Genomic DNA, 17,001 nt, shown 5'->3' on the forward strand with positions numbered 1-17,001 from the left:
TGGGTCGTCTCAGCGGGGTGCGTCATCTCAGCCCTCCAGCTTCATCAGCGTGTCGAGGACCGACTGCGGCGTGGGCGCGGCCAGCTCCGTGACCAGCTCGCCGTCCCGCAGGAACACCACGCGGTCCGCGTACGCGGCGGCGACCGGGTCGTGGGTGACCATGATGATCGTCTGCCCCAGCTCCCGCACCGAGGTGCGCAGGAACGACAGCACCTCGGCGCCGCTGCGCGAGTCCAGGTTGCCGGTCGGTTCGTCCGCGAAGATCACCTGCGGCTTGCTGATGAGCGCCCGCGCCACGGCCACGCGCTGCTGCTGGCCGCCGGACAGCTCCGTCGGCCGGTGCCCGAGCCGGTCCCGCAGGCCGACCGTCTCCACGACCCGGTCGAACAGCACCTGGTCCGGCTGCCGGGCCGCGATCTCCAGGGGGAGGCGGATGTTCTGCTCGGCGGTCAGCGTCGGCAGCAGGTTGAACGCCTGGAACACGAACCCGATCCGCTCCCGGCGCAGCAACGTGAGCCGCTTGTCGCTCAGGCCGGTCAGCTCCACGTCGCCGATGCGCACGGTGCCCGACGTGGCCGTGTCCAGCCCGGCCAGGCAGTGCATCAGCGTGGACTTGCCCGAACCGGACGGGCCCATGATCGCCGTGAACGCGCCGGTCTCGAACGCCACGTCCACCTCGCGCAGGGCGTACACCTTCGCGTCGCCCTGGCCGTACACCTTCGTCAGGCCGCGCGCCACGACGGCGGGGGCGGCCCTGCGGCGGCTCCCTGTCTCGGTCTCGGTGATGGTCACGTCCACTCCTTCAAGGGGTTGGGGAACGCGACTCACGCTACGAGCGAGATGTGCGGAAAAAATGGGCCCTGAGGAGGGATTTCGTCTAGGCCGTGCGATGACGCCGGTCAGCCTTTCGGCCGATGCACCCGCGTCAGGCTCGCGGCCGGTGGGAGGGCACGACCAGCCTCGCCTCGTACGCGTACACGACCGCCTGCGCCCGGTCCCGCAGCCCCAGCTTGGCCAGCACCCGGCCCAGATGCGTCTTCACGGTCGCCTCCGCCACCTCCAGCGCGGCGGCGATCTCCAGGTTCGACAGGCCGCGCGCCACCATCAGCAGCACCTCGCGCTCGCGCGGCGTCAGCCCGGCCCCGTCGGGCAGGTCCTGGTCCGGGAGGTTCGCGGCGAACCGGTCGAGCATCCGGCGCAGCGTGCTCGGCGCCATGACGGCGTCGCCCGCGTGCACCGCCCTGATCGCGTTCAGCAGGTCGTCCGGCGGCACGTCCTTCAGCAGGAACCCTGACGCGCCAGCCTTCACCGCCGCCAACGCGTACTCGTCCAGGTCGAACGTCGTGAGGATGAGCACCTTCGGCCCCTGGATCCGGGCCGTCGCCTCGACGCCGTCCATGCCCGGCATGCGCACGTCCATGAGGACGACGTCCACGTCGGTGCCGCGCAGCACCTCCAGCGCCCGCGCGCCGTCGCCCGCCTCGGCGACCACCTCGATGTCGGGCTGCGCCGCCAGCACCATCCTGAACCCGGCGCGCAGCAGCTCCTGGTCGTCGACCAGCATCACCCGGATGGGGGCGCCCTCCTGGCCGCTCATCAGGCGGCCCTGGTCGCGGGGACGGGCAGCCGGGCCAGCACCTCGAACCCGCCGCCGGGACGCGGCTCCGCCGACACCGCCCCGCCGTACATGCCGACCCGCTCGCGCATCCCGACCAGCCCGTGGCCGTCGTGGCTGCGCGGCGCCGCCGCGCCCCGCCCGTCGTCGCTCACCCGCACCACCAGCTCCGGCCCTCCGTACGTGAGCTCCACCAGCGCGCGCGCCCCCGGCCCGCCGTGTTTGAGCGCGTTCGTCAGGGCCTCCTGAACGATCCGGTACACCGCGAGCTGCTGCCCCTCCGGCAGGTCGCTCGGCACGCCCGACACCCGCAGCCGCGCCGGCACGCCCGCGCCGCGCACCAGCTCCTCAAGCTGGGCCAGCCCCGGCTGGGGCGTGTAGTCGGTTCCCGTCGCACCGCCCTCACGGTCCTCGCGCAGCACGCCGACCAGCCGCCGCATCTCGGCCAGCGCCTCCCGGCCGGTCCTGGAGATGTTCCGCACGGCCTGGCGGGCCTGCTCGGGGGCGCGGTCGATGGCGTAGCCGGCGCCGTCGGCCTGGACCACGATGACGCTCACATGGTGGGCCACCACGTCGTGCAGCTCCCGGGCGATCCGTGCCCGCTCGGCCGTCGCCGCCAGCCGCGCCTGCTGGTCGCGCTCGCGCTCGGCCCGCTCGGCGCGCTCCTCCAGGCCCTCCAGGTAGCGGCGGCGCGTGTTGGCGTACAGGCCGGTCAGCCAGGTGGTCACGACGAAGATGGAGCCGCTGAAGAACATGCTGAACGAGACCTGGCTCCAGTGCACCAGCACGAGGTACACGCCCAGCTCGGCCACCAGCCCCGCCGCGAGCGCCCACCAGAACGCGCACTGGTAGGCCACCGACCACAGTGCCAGGAGCACGGCGAGGTTCGCCGGCACGGGATCGAAACCCAGCGCCCACTGGACGAAGCAGATCAGCGCCACGGCCCCGAACACCGTCAGCGGCCTGCGCCGCTGCCACAGCAGCGGCACGATGAGCAGCCCCGACAGCACCAGGTACCCGGCCAGGTGGAGCGTGGCGCCGGGTCCCTGGACGGTGTCGTCCGCGTACGGCCGGACGGTGATCAACGTCAGCACCGCGAGCGGCGCGCCCCGGAGGGCATCCATGACCTTCGCATGGCGCTTCGACCACGCATGTACCCTGCCGAACACATCCTTACGATACGTAGGGCCTGCCGGGAGTTTGTCCGCCTCAAGGGGGAAGTCGGTGTACGACCCAGGTCTTACGCCCGCCTTACGACGGTATGGGCATAGTTGACCTTGGGAGTGCCCCCTTATGGGGCAGTAAAGGGAGATCGTGATGGCGGATCATGATCGCGGAGCTGGGTCGCGCGGCGAAGAGGAAGCGCCGCGCGACCCGGTCTCAGTAGAACGACCTCCCGCTCCAGGAGCGGACGCCAGGCGGGACCAGCCCTCCGCTCCAGGGACGGACGCCACGCAGCACCAGCCCACCGCTCCAGGGACGGACGCCACGCAGGACCGGCCGCCGGCTTCAGGAACGGACCGTACGCGGCAGCAACCGCCGGCGGCGCACACGAGCCCCGGCTGGGGACCGCCTCCGCCCCCTCCGCCTCCGCGACAGGACCCCTCCTTCCGCGACTTCGTGCGTCAGAAGCCGGCCCAGATCATCGGCGCGGGCCTGATCGGCCTGGTCATCGGCGGCCTGCTGGGCGGCACCGCGGTGGCGCTCGTCGCCGGCGTCACCCACCACGACCGCGCCTCCCACTGGGACGACCGGCCCCGCTGGGGCCCCTACCGCGACTGGGAGCGCCACCCGGGCGTCCACCCGAACTGCCGCCCGGTCCCCGGCGGCACGTACTGCCGCGACGCCGCCCCGTTCCCGCCGGGCCCCACCGCACCCATGATCCCGCCGACGCCCGTCCCCACCATGTCGCTTCCCCCCACCTCGCCCCCCACAGCACCGCCTCCCATCACCCCGACCCCCACCCGCACGGGCTGAGCGCAGAGCACCGGGCCACCACGGCGGCCGGGAATGTCGGTGGGATTTCCTAGGGTGCTTCCATGCCATCCGCGTATCCATCTCCGGAGGAGCTGGCCCGCCTGGTGGGTCGCGTCACGTCCGTGGCCGGCGTCCTCGCCGAGTTGGGGCTGAACAATTCGGGTGGCCGCCGGGCCAGCATGCGGCGGACATTGGACCGGTTGGGCATCGACACGACACATTTCCGGCGAGGCGCCGCAGTCACGTACACACCGGAAATCCTCGCCGGGGCGGTCGCCGCGTCGACGAGTGTCAACGGAGTTCTGGATTATCTCGGCATCACGCGCAGCGGTGGCGCACATTCGCACATCAGCAGGCGCATCAAGGCCGCCGGTATCAGCACGTCCCATTTCGCAGGTGTTTCGGGTGAGCTGAATCCGGTGGCCGATTTCGGCGACGACGCCCTGGCTGAGGCGGCTCGCGGCGCAAAGAGCATGCGAGAGATTCTCCGGAGGCTGGGCCTGTCCGGAAGCAGTGCGGCACGCGAGCGGGTCCGGCGGCGGTTGCGGGCGGCGGGGATCCCCGAGCCGACCGCTTACCGGCGGCTCGCTCTCGACGAGGCGGAGGTCCGGTCGGTCGTCAGGGATGTGCACTCCGTCGCGGAGCTGATGCGGCGACTGGGGCTCGCCTCCGGCGAGGCGAACCGGAGGCGCGTGCTGCGATGCCTGGGGCGTCACGGCATCGACACGTCGCACTTCAGGCGCGAGCCCACCAGCGTCGCGCTCGACGGCTCGTACCGCGATCCGACCGCCGTCCTGGTGGTGCGTCCGCCTGGCGCGAGCCGAACTCCCGGCGCCAGGCTCCGCCGTGCCCTGCGGGCGCTGGGGGTGCCTGCGGTGTGCGCGCGATGCGGCGGTGGAGAGACGTGGCAGGGGCAGCCCCTGACGTTGGAGGTGGATCACGTCAACGGCGATCCCTTGGATAACCGTAGCGATAACCTTCGGCTGCTGTGCCCGAACTGTCATTCGCAGACCCCGACATTTGCGGGCAGGAATCGCGGCTCAACGCGTCGATGAATGTGCGGGCGGGGGGACTCGAACCCCCACAGTGTCTCCACCAACAGGACCTAAACCTGCCGCGTATGCCATTTCGCCACGCCCGCGTAAGTCCCGCCGTGGCGGGCTCCGGACAGTTTAGCGTCCCCGCGCGAGCGTGGGCATACGTGTTCGCGCCATGCCCCGCGGGGGTCCAGCCCCCGTGCGGGCCCCGGTGAGAGCCCGCGGGTGGCGGTCAGGCGAGGCCGAGCTTCTTCTTCAGGGACGCGACGTGGCCCGTCGCCTTCACGTTGTAGAGCGCCTGCTCGATCTTGCCGTCCGCGTCGATGACGAAGGTGGAGCGGATGACGCCGACGACCTCCTTGCCGTACAGCTTCTTGGTGCCGTACGCGCCGTACGCCTTGTGGACGTCCAGCTCCGGGTCGGACAGCAGCGGGAACGTCAGCGCGTCGCGCTCGACGAACTTGTCCAGCTTGCCGGGCTTGTCCTTGGACACGCCGAGGACGGCGAACCCCTCCCCGGTGAGCTGCGCGAGGTTGTCGCGGAAGTCGCACGCCTGCTTGGTGCAGCCCGGCGTCATGGCGGCCGGGTAGAAGTAGAGGATCACGCGCTTGCCGCGGAAATCGCCCAGGGAGACGGTGTTTCCGCCCGCCGCGGGTAGCGTGAACTCGGGCGCGGCGTCGCCGGGCGCGAGCTTGGTTTCGGTCATGGGCCCTCCTGAGTTCGTCCAGCAAAACCTACCGGGCCGGTACGCCGGGCCGCCCGCCGTGCCGCGCGGGGTGCCGACCTGACAGACTGATCACGACCGGAGCCGGAGTGCTCGTCCGTGACCCACGAAGTGGGCGCCGACATGAGCCGGCCGACCGGAGCGTGGTCGAGAGGAGAGCCATGGCAGACACCGATCCCGACGAGCTGGAGCGGCGGATCGCGCGGACCCGCGCGGAGTTGGCGCAGACGGTCGACGCCATCGCCGACCGCGTGAGCCCCAAGCGGGTGAAGGAGCGCACGGTCGCCGATGTGAAGGCGCGGGCCGGGCTGTTCGTCGCGTCCGTGGGCGACGCGCTGGGAGTGACGCAACGGCCGGCGCCGGGCGAGGACTCCGAGCGGCTGTGGGACGACGAGCCGCCCGAGCTGGGGCCCGTGCTGATCGGGGTGGGGGCCGTGCTGGTGCTGGGCGCCGCGATCGCGCGGGGGCGGCGCCGCCGCCGCTGAGACCTGGGCGTCGCCCGGGGGCGGGACCGCCGCCCCCGGGCCGCCCGGCCACCGCCCCCGGCCCGCCTGGCCACCGCCTCCGGACCGCCCGGCCACCGCCCCCGGGATGCCCGGCGGGATCGGGCCAGGACGGCCAAGACGACCAGGGGGTTAAGGGGTCCAACGGGTCAAGACGGCCAAGAGGATCCAGAGGGCATAAGGCCGAGAGGGTCAGGAAGGCCCAGAGCGTCCGAGGGCCGAGAGGGTCAGAGGAAGGTCTTGCCCTCGCCCCGGTACGTCGGGGCCGTGCCGACGACCTCGTCGCCGTCGATGAGGTGGAGCTCCGCGAAGCGTTCGCACAGCTCGCCCGCCTTGGCGTGGCGGAACCAGACGCGATCGCCCACCCGCAGGTCCTCCGCGGCCTCGCCGAGCAGCGGGGTCTGCACCTCCCCGGCGCCCTCGTCGGGCGCGTAGCGCAGGCCCGGCGGCAGGTACGGCTGGGGGAGGCGGCTGGGGCCGGGCGGCCCGGAGGCCAGGTAACCGCCGCCGAGGACCGTGATCGTGTCCGGGGCCGGCCGGCGGACCACCGGCAGCGCGAAGAGCGCCGCGGGACGGCCGGTGAAGGCCCGGTAGAAGTCGAACAGGCGCGGGTGGAAGAACCCGGAGCCGGCCGCGACCTCGGTGACGGCCTTCTCGCGGACCGTGCGCTCGATGGAGCCGGTGCCGCCGCCGTTGACGAAGTCGAGGTCGCATAGCCGGCTGACGGCGTTGACGACGCGGCCGCGGCGCAGGATGAGCTCGCGGGCCGAGCGTCGCTGCATGACGCGGATCGCGCGGGCCATCGCGGGATTGCCGGGCGGGTCGTCGCCCACCCCGGCGATCTGCGCCTCGTACGCCATGAGGCCGGACAGCCGGAACCCGGGCCGTTTGGCGATCTCGGCGGCCAGGTCGGCGGCCTCCTCGGGCTCGCGGATCGAGGAGCGCAGCGCTCCCGCCCGAAATTTCCCACCGAGGGCGACATATCCAGCGTCGATGTCGAGACATATCCGGATCTCGGGGCGGGGGTGGATGGCCGCCACCGCGTCGTCCACGTAGTCCAGGTGCTCGGCCGAGTCCACGGTCACCGTGATCTCCCGCGCCAGGCGCGGATCACCGGCCAGGGTCGCCAGCGCCGCCCGGTCCGCCGTAGGGTAGGCCACCAGGATGTCGGCGAACCCGCAGCGCGCCAGCCACAGCGCCTCCGGCAGCGTGAAGGCCATCAGCCCGCGGAAGCCGTCCATGGCCATGATGCGTTCGAGCACGGGACGGCAGCGGATCGACTTGGTCGCGACGCGGATCGGCTTGCCGCCCGCGCGCCGTACGAGGTCGGCGGCGTTGGCCCGCAGGGCGTCGAGGTCGAGGACGGCGAACGGCGGGTCCAGCGTCGCGGTGGCGCGGTCGTAACGCGGGCGGGCGTCCATACCAGCAGCGTAACCGCATATCGGGCAATTGAACATGAGTGAAGTTCATGTTGCCCGGACACCCTTGTAATGATCGGGCAAACCGGCGGCGAGGGCATGATCCATCCGATGCCCGGCCCGTGTACCTGTGGTCGGTGTGATGAGCACGCTCCAGCAGCTTCTGCCCGGAGCCCTCCTGCCGGCGCAGGAGAGCCCCCTCCTCCGCTCCACCCGTGCGCTGAAACCGGCGCGCACCCCCGCCGGGGCGGTGGTCGCGCTGGCGCTCACCGTCTGCCTCGGCCTGTCGGCCGCCGAGATCGTGACGGCGCTGGTGGGCAAGCCACTCGGCCTGCTGCCGCTGGAGCGCCTGATCGACCTGGCGGGCCGGCACGCCTGGGCCGAGTTGCGCACGGGCGCGCTCTGGATCGCCGGCGCGGGCGCCGCCCTGCTGCTGCTCGCCGTCGTCCCGGGCCGCTGCCACCTGGTGCCGGTCGAGACGTCCGACCCGAACATCGTCATCGGCATCACGCGCGTCGGTCTGCGCCGCACGCTGCGCGCCGTGGCGCAGGAGGTCGAGGGCGTGTCACGGGCACGTGTACGGCTGCGCCGGCGCACCATCGAGGTCACAGTGACGACCGGCGCGGAGAGCACGGGCGCCATGCTCCGCCAGGTGGGCGCGGCCGTGGGCGACCGGCTGGCGGGCGTCGGCACGCTCGGCACGGGAGAGGTCGTGGTCCGGCTGCGCAGAAGGAGGCGCTGGTGAATCACAAGGGGCGATGGCGAGCGAAGTGATGAGCCGAGGAAGACGCTGGTGAGCCGAGAGGGGCAAGGGTGAGACAGTACGCCGGCAACCGGGTCGGGCTGGCCGTCGTGGGCGCGGTGCTGGTGCTCCTGGGCGTGTACGCGTGGCTGCGCGCCGATGACAGGCTCAGTGGCCTGTCGCCGCGGGCCAAGGTGCTGCCCGAGCAGACGGCGCAGATCGTCGCCGCCCAGTCGTGGACGCTGTGGGCCGCGGCCCTCGGGCTGATGCTGCTCGGCCTGGTCTCACTCCGGTGGCTGCTGCTCTGCCTGGGATGGGGCCGCCGCGGGGTGCGCTCCGGCACGGGCACGGCCATGCTGTGCGTGGGGCTCAAGGACGTGGACGGGCTGAGCCGTACGGGGGTGCGCGTCGTGGGTGACGGCGACCACCTGCGCATCGCCGTCACCTGCGCACCGTCGGCGGACGTGGGCGCGATGGTCGGCAAGCTGGACAAGGAGATCGTGGGCCGCATCCGCCGCGAGGTCCGCGACGACGACACCGGCACGGTCGTCCGCCTCCACGTCCGCCGCTGAGCCCGCCGGCGGCCTCAGCACTCGATGACGTTGACGGCCAGGCCGCCGCGCGAGGTCTCCTTGTACTTGTCCAGCATGTCGGCCCCGGTCTGCCGCATCGTCTTGATCGCCTTGTCCAGCGCGACGAAGTGGCGGCCGTCGCCGCGCAGCGCGATGCGGGCCGCGGCGATCGCCTTGATGGAGGCGACCGCGTTGCGCTCGATGCACGGGATCTGCACCAGTCCGCCGATCGGGTCGCAGGTCAGCCCGAGATTGTGCTCGATGCCGATCTCGGCCGCGTTCTCGACCTGCTCGGGGGTGCCGCCGAGCACCTCGGTCAGCCCGGCCGCGGCCATGGAGCAGGCCGAGCCGACCTCGCCCTGGCAGCCGACCTCGGCCCCCGAGATGGAGGCGTTCTCCTTGAACAGCACGCCGATCGCCGCGGCCGTGAGCAAGAAGCGGATCACGCCCTCGTCGTCGGCGCTCGGGACGAACTTGGAGTAGTAGGTCAGCACGGCCGGGATGATGCCGGCGGCGCCGTTGGTGGGAGCGGTGACGACGCGGCCGCCCGCGGCGTTCTCCTCGTTGACGGCCAGGGCGAACAGCGACACCCAGTCCATCGCCCGCAGCGGGTCGTCGCCGGACGCCTCCGCCTGGAGGCGGCGGTGGAGCTGGTTGGCCCGGCGCTTGACCTTCAGGCCGCCGGGCAGGACGCCCTCCTTGGCGATGCCCCGCCGCACGCACTCGGCCATGACGCGCCACAGGTTCAGGATGGCGGAGCGGATCTCCTCCTCGGAGCGGCCGAACGCCTTCTCGTTCTCCAGCATCAGCGCCGAGATCGACAGGCCCGAGGCCGAGCAGTGCTTGAGCAGCTCCTCGCCGGTGGTGAACGGGTACGGCAGGATGGTGTCGTCGGGCTTGATCCGGTCGGCTCCCGTCGCGGTCTCGTCCACCACGAAGCCGCCGCCGACGGAGTAGTAGACCTTCTCGCGCAGCACCGAGCCGTCATCGGCGCGGGCGGTGAAGCGCATGCCGTTGGGGTGGCCCGGCAGCGAGATCTTCCGCTCGAAGACGAGGTCCTCGCCCACGACGAACGGGATCTCGCGCGTGCCGTAGAGCTTGACCGTGCCGGAGGCGCGCATCGCGGCCAGGCGCTCGTCGACCGTGTCCACGTCGACCAGCTCCGGCTTCTCGCCCGACAGGCCGAGCAGGACCGCCTTGTCGCTGCCGTGGCCCTTGCCGGTCAGGCCGAGCGAGCCGTACAAGATGGCCTCGACGCGGTCCACCTGGTCGAGCAGGCCGTCCTCGTCCAGGCCGCGCGCGAACTTGTGCGCAGCGGCCATCGGGCCGCCGGTGTGGGAGCTCGACGGGCCGATGCCGATCTTGAAGAGGTCGAAGACGCTGATCGCCATTGATGTGCGCCCTTCAGCAGGGCCGGGGCCCGGTGGGCCCCGGCGGATGGGTCAGGACTCGCCCGAGGTGAGGGCCGTGTACTCCTCGGCCGAGAGCAGGTCCTCGGGGTCGCCCTCGACGCGCACGCGGAACATCCAGCCCTCGCCGTACGGGTCGCTGTTGACCAGCGAGGGGTCGTCCACCACGGTCTGGTTGACCTCGACGACCTCGCCGCCGACGGGGGCGTAGATCTCGCTCACCGACTTGGTCGACTCCACCTCGCCGACGGAGTCACCGGGCGCGACCGTCGCGCCCACGTCGGGGAGCTGGACGTACACCACGTCGCCAAGGGCCTCGGCGGCGTACGCCGTGACGCCGACGGTCACCGTGATGGCCTCGTCAAGGCCGGCCACCCACTCGTGCTCCTTGGTGTAGCTCAGCTCGTCAGGGATGTTGCTCACTTGTTCCTCCTGTAGAAGGGCAGCTCCACGAGGTCCATGGCCTCATGGCTGCCCCGGATGTCCACGGCCAGACCTTCGTCCGCCCCGGTGTCGACGTAGGCCATCGCGATGGGCCTGCCCAGGGTCTGGGAGGGGGCACCGCTGGTGACCTCGCCGACGACGGCACCGTCCTTGGTGACCGGGAACCCGTGGCGGGGCACCCGGCGGCCCCGGGCGACGAGACCGACGAGCCGGCGCCGCGGCGGCGTGTCCTTGACCGCCTCCAGCGCCGACCTGCCGACGAAGTCGCCCGGCTTGTCGAATTTCACCACTCTGCCCAGCCCCGCGTCGAACGGGGTCAGCTCGGCGTTCAGCTCGTTGCCGTACAGCGGCATGCCGGCCTCCAGGCGCAGCGTGTCGCGGCTGGACAGGCCCGCGGGGCGCAGCCCGTACGGCTCGCCGGCCCGCGTGAGGGCGTGCCAGAGCGGCACGGCGTCCTCGTTGGCCACGAACAGCTCGAACCCGTCCTCGCCGGTGTAGCCGGTGCGCGCGATCAGCGCCTGCCGCCCGTCGACCACGCCGGGCAGCCCCGCGTAGTACTTGAGGCCGGGCAGGTCGGCGTCGGTGAGGGTGGCGAGGATCTCCTGGGCGTGCGGCCCCTGCACGGCGATCAGCGCGTACTGCTCGGAGCGGTCCTCGACCACCGCGTCGTACGACTTGGCGCGCCCGCCCAGCTCGGCGGCGACCTTCTCGTAGTTGGAGGCGTTGGCCACGACCATGAACTCCTCGTCGCCCAGCCGGTAGACGATGAGGTCGTCGAGCACCCCGCCCCGCTCATTGACGATCATGGTGTAGCGGGCGCGGCCGGGCACGAGGGCCGACAGGTGGCCGACCAGGGCGTAGTCGAGCGCCTCGCCCGCCTGCGGCCCGGTGACGAAGATCTCGCCCATGTGCGAGAGGTCGAACAGCCCGGCCGCGCCGCGGACGGCGTTGTGCTCGGCGGACTCGCTGCCGTAGCGCAGCGGCATCAGCCAGCCGGCGAAGTCGGTGAGCGTGGCGCCGAGACTCTCGTGAACGTCTCGCAACGGTGTGGGTCGGGACATTTCGCACCTCAGGGCAGGGTCGGATGCCAGGATCCTCCCCCTCTGTCATGGTTGCCTGAGAGCTTCGCCCGGGCTTTGCCGGACTTTCACCTTCGGCGAGGCCCGGGGGCCTGCTTTCCAGAGGTCACCTCGTCCGTGCGGTCCTTTGCCTTGAGAGGTTCGCGGGGAGGGCTTGCTCCTTCAGGGACCCTGGATGGCTGTCAGGGCGCTCTCCCGCACGGGTTCGCCGGTGATGCCCGCAAGCCTAGTGCCGTGACGGGGCTGTTGTCGCGTGTGCCCCCTCGGGATCGCCGGGTCCGTCTCAGCAGGCGGCCACCAGGGCCTCGAACAGCGCGCAGTCGGCCGCCGCCTCCGGATGCCACTGGACGGCCAGGGCGAACGGGTGCCCGTCCAGCTCCACCGCCTCCACCGTGCCGTCGCCGGCCGTGGCCGTCACGGTCAGCCCCCGCCCGAGACGGTTCACGGCCTGGTGGTGGTAGTGCGGCACCTCCACCGGCTCGGCGCCGAGCGCCTTGGCCAGCCGCGAGCCCGGCGCCGGCCGTACCGGCAGGTGGCCGAACACGCCCGGCCCGGGGGAGTGCCCGGCGTGGCCGACCACGTCCGGCAGGTGCTGGTGGAGGCTGCCGCCGAGCGCCACGTTCAGCACCTGCAGGCCGCGGCAGACGCCCAGGTAGGGCAGCCCCCGCTCCAGCGCCGCCGTCAGCACCGCGAACTCCGCGTCGTCGCGGAAATTGCGCACGTAGCCGGTGCGCTCGTGCGGCTCCTCGCCGTAGCGGGCGGGGTCGATGTCGCCCCCGCCGGCCAGGACGAGCCCGTCCAGCCGCGCCGCCACCGGGCCGGGCTCGCCGGCCGGCGGCAGCAGCACGGGCTGCCCGCCGGCCCGCACCACCTGCTCCACGTACATGAACGGCAGGAGCGCGGTGTCCAGCTCCCAGACGGTGTAGCGCGCGGGCTCCACGTACGTCGTGATGCCGATGACCGGACGGGACACGATCAGCCCCCCTACAGCGGCGTCACGTACGCGCCGGAGATGCCCCCGTCGACGAGGAACTCCGACGCCGTGACGAACGACGCGTCGTCGCTGGCCAGGAACGCCACCGCGGCGGCGATCTCCGACGCCTCGGCGAACCGGCCCACCGGCACGTGCACGAGCCTGCGCTGCGCCCGCTCCGGGTCCTTGGCGAACAGCTCCTGGAGCAGCGGCGTGTTGACCGGCCCGGGGCACAGGGCGTTGACCCGGATGCCCTCGCGGGCGAACTGCACGCCGAGCTCCCGCGACATGGCCAGCACGCCGCCCTTGGAGGCCGTGTAGGAGATCTGCGAGGTGGCCGACCCCATGACCGCCACGAACGACGCCGTGTTGATGATCGAGCCCTTGCCCTGCCGCCGCATGTACGGGATGACGTGCTTGCAGCACAGGTACACGCTCGTCAGGTTCACCTCCTGCACACGCCGCCAGGCGTCGAGCCCGGTCTCCAGGATCGAGTCGTCGTCGGGCGGCGAGATGCCGGCGTTGTTGAACGCCACGTCCACGCTGCCGTACGTCTCGAACGCCGTCCGGTACATCCGCGCGACGTCGTCCTCGCTCGTCACGTCCGCCCGCACGAACAACCCGCCGACCTCGGCCGCGGCCTTGGTGCCCGCCTCCTCGTCGACGTCCACGCACACGACCCGCGCGCCCTCCTGGGCGAACCGGCGCGCCGTGGCCAGTCCGATGCCGCTGCCCGCGCCGGTGACGACGGCGACCCGGTCCTGCAAACGCTGCATAGATGTCACTCCCTGCTTGATTGGTCGCTCACCGCTCCTCATTCGCTTCGCGGAGTCCCTCCTTCGTCGGGCCTCCACTCCGCTCACTGCGTCGGGTTCACTCCGATGAAATGAAGACGTTCTTGGTCTCGGTGAACGCGGACAGGGCGTCGGGGCCGAGTTCGCGGCCGAGGCCGGACTGCTTGAAGCCGCCGAACGGCGTCCAGTAGCGCACCGACGAGTTGGAGTTGACCGACAGGGCGCCGGCCTCGACCGCGCGGGCCACGCGCAGCGCCCGGCCGACGTCGCGGGTCCAGATGGACCCGCTCAGGCCGTAGCGGGTGTCGTTGGCGATCCGGACGGCCTCCGCCTCGTCGGCGAACGGGACGACCGACACGACCGGGCCGAAGATCTCCTCGGTGAAGGCGCGGTCGGTGACCTTCGAGGTCAGCACCGTCGCCGGGAACCAGTAGCCCTTGCCCTGCGGGCACGTGCCCCGCAGGTGCGGCTCGCCGTCCACGAAGCCGCGCACGCGTTCGAGGTGCTCGGCGCTGACCAGCGGCCCCATCTCGGTGCTCTCGTCGAGCGGGTCGCCCACCTTGACGCCGAGCACGGCCGGCGCGAGGCGTTCGAGGAACTCGTCGTAGACCTCGGCCTGGACGAGCAGCCGGGAACGGGCGCAGCAGTCCTGGCCGGAGTTGTCGAAGACCGCGTAGGGGGCGGCCCGGGCGGCCTTGTCGAGGTCGGCGTCGGCGAAGACGATGTTGGCCGACTTGCCGCCGAGCTCCAGGGTGATGCGCTTCACGTGGGCCGCGGCCTTGGCGGCGATCTCCTTGCCCACCTCGGTCGAGCCGGTGAACACGATCTTGGCCACGTCCGGGTGCTCGACCAGCCGGGCTCCCGCGACCTCCCCTGCCCCGGGCAGGACCTGGAGCACCCCCTCGGGGAGGCCCGCCGTCAGGGCCAGCTCGGCCAGCCGCAGCGCGGTCAGCGGGGTCCACTCGGCGGGCTTGACGATCACCGTGTTGCCCGCCGCGAGCGCCGGGGCGACGCCCCAGCTCGTGATCAGCATCGGGAAGTTCCAGGGCACGATGACGCCCACGACGCCCAGCGGCTCCTGGAACGTGACGTCCACGCCCCCGGGCACCGGGATCTGCTTGCCGTGGTTGCGTTCGGGCGCGCCCGCGTAGAAGTGGAGGACGTCGCGGACCGCGCCCGCCTCCCAGCGGGAGTTGCCGATGGGGTGGCCGGCGTTGGCCGTCTCCAGCCGGGCCAGCTCCTCGCCGTGCCGGTCCACCAGGTCGGCGAAGCGGCGCAGCAGCCGCGCCCGGTCACCGGGCGCCACCTCCCGCCAGGACGCGTAGGCGCGCCTGGCACGCTCCACAGCCCGGTCCACCTCGGCCGCGTCGGCCAGTTCGACCTCGGCGACGACGTCCTCGGTCGCCGGATTGATGATCTTCATATCGTGTCCGTCACAGTCCGTCACATCCGTTCGAAGCCGCGGAACAGCTCCCAGTCCGTCACCGCCGCGTCGAAGGCGGCCAGCTCCACTCTGGCGCCGTTCGCGTAGTGCGCCACCACGTCCTCGCCGAACGCCTCGCGGGCCGGCTTCGAGCGCTCGAACAGCGCCAGCGCGTCGCGCAGCGTGTGGGGCACGGTCTCGGCGTCCGAGGCGTAGGCGTTGCCCTCGAACGGCTCCTCCAGCGGCAGCTCGTTCTCGATGCCGTACAGCCCGGCGGCGACCAGCGCCGACACGGCGAGGTACGGGTTCACGTCGCCGCCGGGAACCCGGTTCTCCACGCGCAGCGACTCCCCGTGGCCCACCAGGCGCAGGGCGCAGGTGCGGTTGTCCAGGCCCCACTTGACCGCGGTCGGCGCGAAGCTGCCCGGCACGTACCTCTTGTACGAGTTGATGTTGGGCGCGAACAGCAGCGTGAGCTCCCGCAGGCAGGCGAGCTGCCCGGCGACGAAGCGGGCGCCGAGCTGCGACATCCCGTACGGCCCGTCGCCCGCCATGACCGGCTCCCCGTCGAGGCTTCGCACGGAGATGTGGACGTGGCAGGAGTTGCCCTCCCGCTGGTTGGGCTTGGCCATGAAGGTGATCGAGCGGCCCTCCTGGGCGGCGATCTCCTTGGCGCCGTTCTTGTAGATCGCGTGGTTGTCGCAGGTGCGCAGCGCCTCGGCGTAGCGGAAGGCGATCTCGTGCTGGCCCAGGTTGCACTCGCCCTTGGCCGACTCGACGTACAGGCCGGCGCCCTCCATCTCGCGCCGGATCCGGCGCAGCAGGGGCTCCACGCGGGCGGTGCCGAGCAGGGAGTAGTCGACGTTGTAGAGGTTCGCGGGCGTCAGGTCGCGGTAGCCGCGCCTCCAGGCGTCCTCGTAGGTGTCGTCGTAGACGACGAACTCCAGCTCGGTGCCGACGTAGGCGGCCAGGCCGCGCTCGGCCAGGCGGGCGAGCTGGCGGCGCAGGATCTGCCGGGGCGAGGCGGTCACGTCCGCGCCGTCCTCCCACACCAGGTCGGCCATGAGCATGGCCGTGCCCTCCTGCCACGGGACGCGGCGCAGCGTGGACAGGTCGGGCCGCATGACGAAGTCGCCGTAGCCGCGCTCCCAGGACGACATGGCGTACCCGGAGACCGTGTTCATGTCGACGTCCACGGCCAGCAGGTAGTTGCAGCCCTCGGAGCCGTGGTTCAGGACCTCTTCCAGGAAGAAGCGCGCGGACAGCCGCTTGCCCTGCAGGCGGCCCTGCATGTCGGCGATCGCCAGCAGCACGGTGTCGATCCGCCCGGCCGCCACCTCCTCGCGCAGCTCCCGCACTCCGAGGAGGCCCGGCGTGTAACCGGGTCTGCCACTGGGCCTGCCGGGCGTGTTCGGCTCGCTCACGTGCTCACTCCCGTCCGGCCGCCGCGCATTCCCGTTGATTGGGCTAGTGTCAGACCATTGATGTGCATGATGCGATGAATTGTCAAGACCCGAGGACACGTTGGACGAGTCTGCGCGTTTGATGACGGTGCTCCGCCCGGTACGGGCGGGCAACGCCTTCGAGGAGACCGTGGAACGGCTGCTCCAGGCGATCAAGCTCGGCGTGGTCCCGCCGGGCGCCAAGCTTCCGCCCGAGCGGGAGCTGGCCGTCCGGCTCGGCATCAGCAGGGTGACGCTGCGCGAGGCCATCCGCGCGCTCCAGGAAGCCGGCTATCTCGACGTACGGCGGGGCCGCTACGGCGGCGCGTTCGTCACCTACGTCCCGCCCGAGCCCGGCACGGGCGACCTGCGCCGCGTCGTGGCCGACATGGGCACCGCCGACCTGACCGACGCGCTGACGTTCCGGATGGCGGTGGAGTGCGGCGCCGCGGCCGTGCTCGCCGCGAGCGAGCTCACCGACGAGCGGCGGGCGGTGCTGCGCCGCCGGCTGGCCGACCTCGACGAGGCCCGCGCCGAGGACTACCGCCGCCTCGACACCGCCTTCCACCTGTCCATCGCCGAGCTCACCGGCTCGGCGCTGCTCGCCGCCACCTGCGCGGACGCCCGCCTGCGGGTCGGCGACCTGCTCAACGCCATCCCGATGCTCCAGGTCAACCTGCAGCACTCCGCGAGCCAGCACCAGGCGATCGTCGCCGCCATCCTCGCGGGCGATCCCGAGGCGGCCCGCCGAGCCGTCGCCGAGCACCTGGAGGGCACCGCCGCGCTATTGCGCGCGTTCCTCTCCTGACGCCGGTGCCCGATGCCCTTCCGGGGTGCCCGATGGGGTAC

The 17,001-nt window shown here is 72.1% G+C and carries 18 protein-coding genes, 1 tRNA gene and 1 riboswitch; of the genes, 6 read left to right on the plus strand and 13 right to left on the minus strand.

Annotated features, from left to right (window positions below; genetic code table 11):
- Positions 1–27: 27 nt before the first annotated feature.
- The 3 genes from MTP10_RS18120 to MTP10_RS18130 all read right to left on the minus strand — a co-directional run bounded on the left by MTP10_RS18120 (position 28) and on the right by MTP10_RS18130 (position 2,739).
- Positions 28–792: an ABC transporter ATP-binding protein gene (locus MTP10_RS18120; RefSeq protein ID WP_310710645.1), complete on the minus strand. Its 765-nt coding sequence runs from the start codon at positions 790–792 to the stop codon at positions 28–30.
- 133 nt (positions 793–925) lie between these two features.
- On the minus strand, positions 926–1,597 hold the full coding sequence (locus MTP10_RS18125; RefSeq protein ID WP_310710646.1) for a response regulator transcription factor: 672 nt from the start codon (positions 1,595–1,597) through the stop codon (positions 926–928).
- Entirely contained in the window at positions 1,597–2,739 is a 1,143-nt protein-coding gene (locus MTP10_RS18130; RefSeq protein WP_310710647.1) for a sensor histidine kinase, read from the minus strand. The genes MTP10_RS18125 and MTP10_RS18130 overlap by 1 nt, the downstream gene beginning before the upstream one ends.
- A gap of 496 nt (positions 2,740–3,235) precedes the next feature.
- Between MTP10_RS18130 and MTP10_RS18135 the strand changes: the two genes are divergently transcribed.
- Together MTP10_RS18135 and MTP10_RS18140 are read left to right on the plus strand one after the other, a co-directional pair.
- Positions 3,236–3,592 carry a hypothetical protein gene (locus MTP10_RS18135; RefSeq protein ID WP_310710648.1) on the plus strand — a complete coding sequence of 119 codons (357 nt, stop codon included), beginning with the start codon at positions 3,236–3,238 and terminating at the stop codon, positions 3,590–3,592.
- Between the two features lie 62 nt (positions 3,593–3,654).
- A complete protein-coding gene (locus MTP10_RS18140; RefSeq protein WP_310710649.1) occupies positions 3,655–4,647 on the plus strand; it encodes an HNH endonuclease in 993 nt (330 codons plus the stop codon).
- A gap of 3 nt (positions 4,648–4,650) precedes the next feature.
- On the opposite strand, the gene MTP10_RS18145 is transcribed toward MTP10_RS18140, so the two are convergent.
- A tRNA-Leu gene (locus MTP10_RS18145) sits at positions 4,651–4,733 on the minus strand.
- Between the two features lie 128 nt (positions 4,734–4,861).
- A complete protein-coding gene (gene bcp, locus MTP10_RS18150; RefSeq protein WP_310710650.1) occupies positions 4,862–5,335 on the minus strand; it encodes a thioredoxin-dependent thiol peroxidase in 474 nt (157 codons plus the stop codon).
- A 179-nt stretch (positions 5,336–5,514) separates the two neighbouring features.
- Here bcp and MTP10_RS18155 point away from each other — a divergent pair, with 179 nt between their 5' ends.
- A complete protein-coding gene (locus MTP10_RS18155; protein WP_310710651.1) occupies positions 5,515–5,838 on the plus strand; it encodes a DUF3618 domain-containing protein in 324 nt (107 codons plus the stop codon).
- Positions 5,839–6,083: 245 nt separating this feature from the next.
- On the opposite strand, the gene MTP10_RS18160 is transcribed toward MTP10_RS18155, so the two are convergent.
- Positions 6,084–7,277, minus strand: coding sequence for an amino acid deaminase/aldolase (locus tag MTP10_RS18160; protein ID WP_310710652.1), 1,194 nt, complete (start codon positions 7,275–7,277; stop codon positions 6,084–6,086).
- 139 nt (positions 7,278–7,416) lie between these two features.
- Here MTP10_RS18160 and MTP10_RS18165 point away from each other — a divergent pair, with 139 nt between their 5' ends.
- Together MTP10_RS18165 and MTP10_RS18170 are read left to right on the plus strand one after the other, a co-directional pair.
- Complete coding sequence (locus MTP10_RS18165) at positions 7,417–8,019, plus strand: DUF6286 domain-containing protein (protein WP_310710653.1); 603 nt, start codon at positions 7,417–7,419, stop codon at positions 8,017–8,019.
- A 68-nt stretch (positions 8,020–8,087) separates the two neighbouring features.
- Complete coding sequence (locus MTP10_RS18170) at positions 8,088–8,588, plus strand: hypothetical protein (protein WP_310710654.1); 501 nt, start codon at positions 8,088–8,090, stop codon at positions 8,586–8,588.
- Between the two features lie 14 nt (positions 8,589–8,602).
- On the opposite strand, the gene MTP10_RS18175 is transcribed toward MTP10_RS18170, so the two are convergent.
- The 7 genes from MTP10_RS18175 to MTP10_RS18205 form a co-directional block, all read right to left on the minus strand.
- A complete protein-coding gene (locus MTP10_RS18175) occupies positions 8,603–9,979 on the minus strand; it encodes an L-serine ammonia-lyase (protein ID WP_310710655.1) in 1,377 nt (458 codons plus the stop codon).
- A 51-nt stretch (positions 9,980–10,030) separates the two neighbouring features.
- The gene (gene gcvH / locus MTP10_RS18180) at positions 10,031–10,420 is read right to left on the minus strand and encodes a glycine cleavage system protein GcvH (protein WP_310710656.1); all 390 of its coding nucleotides are present in this window, start codon (positions 10,418–10,420) and stop codon (positions 10,031–10,033) included.
- A complete protein-coding gene (gcvT, locus tag MTP10_RS18185) occupies positions 10,417–11,502 on the minus strand; it encodes a glycine cleavage system aminomethyltransferase GcvT (protein WP_310710657.1) in 1,086 nt (361 codons plus the stop codon). Before gcvT ends, gcvH begins: the two co-directional genes overlap by 4 nt.
- A 128-nt stretch (positions 11,503–11,630) precedes the next feature.
- Positions 11,631–11,728, minus strand: a riboswitch (glycine riboswitch).
- Between the two features lie 75 nt (positions 11,729–11,803).
- On the minus strand, positions 11,804–12,493 hold the full coding sequence (locus tag MTP10_RS18190; protein WP_310710658.1) for a gamma-glutamyl-gamma-aminobutyrate hydrolase family protein: 690 nt from the start codon (positions 12,491–12,493) through the stop codon (positions 11,804–11,806).
- A gap of 11 nt (positions 12,494–12,504) precedes the next feature.
- The gene (locus tag MTP10_RS18195) at positions 12,505–13,269 is read right to left on the minus strand and encodes a 3-oxoacyl-ACP reductase (RefSeq protein ID WP_310710659.1); all 765 of its coding nucleotides are present in this window, start codon (positions 13,267–13,269) and stop codon (positions 12,505–12,507) included.
- A 97-nt stretch (positions 13,270–13,366) separates the two neighbouring features.
- Positions 13,367–14,710: an aldehyde dehydrogenase family protein gene (locus MTP10_RS18200; protein ID WP_310710660.1), complete on the minus strand. Its 1,344-nt coding sequence runs from the start codon at positions 14,708–14,710 to the stop codon at positions 13,367–13,369.
- A gap of 20 nt (positions 14,711–14,730) precedes the next feature.
- Entirely contained in the window at positions 14,731–16,134 is a 1,404-nt protein-coding gene (locus MTP10_RS18205) for a glutamine synthetase family protein (RefSeq protein WP_397334475.1), read from the minus strand.
- 121 nt (positions 16,135–16,255) lie between these two features.
- Here MTP10_RS18205 and MTP10_RS18210 point away from each other — a divergent pair, with 121 nt between their 5' ends.
- Positions 16,256–16,960 (plus strand): FCD domain-containing protein, encoded by a 705-nt coding sequence (locus MTP10_RS18210; RefSeq protein ID WP_310710661.1) that lies wholly within the window; start codon positions 16,256–16,258, stop codon positions 16,958–16,960.
- Positions 16,961–17,001: the final 41 nt, after the last annotated feature.

Source organism: Nonomuraea sp. 3-1Str, assembly GCF_031570565.1.
Classification (GTDB): Bacteria; Actinomycetota; Actinomycetes; order Streptosporangiales; family Streptosporangiaceae; genus Nonomuraea.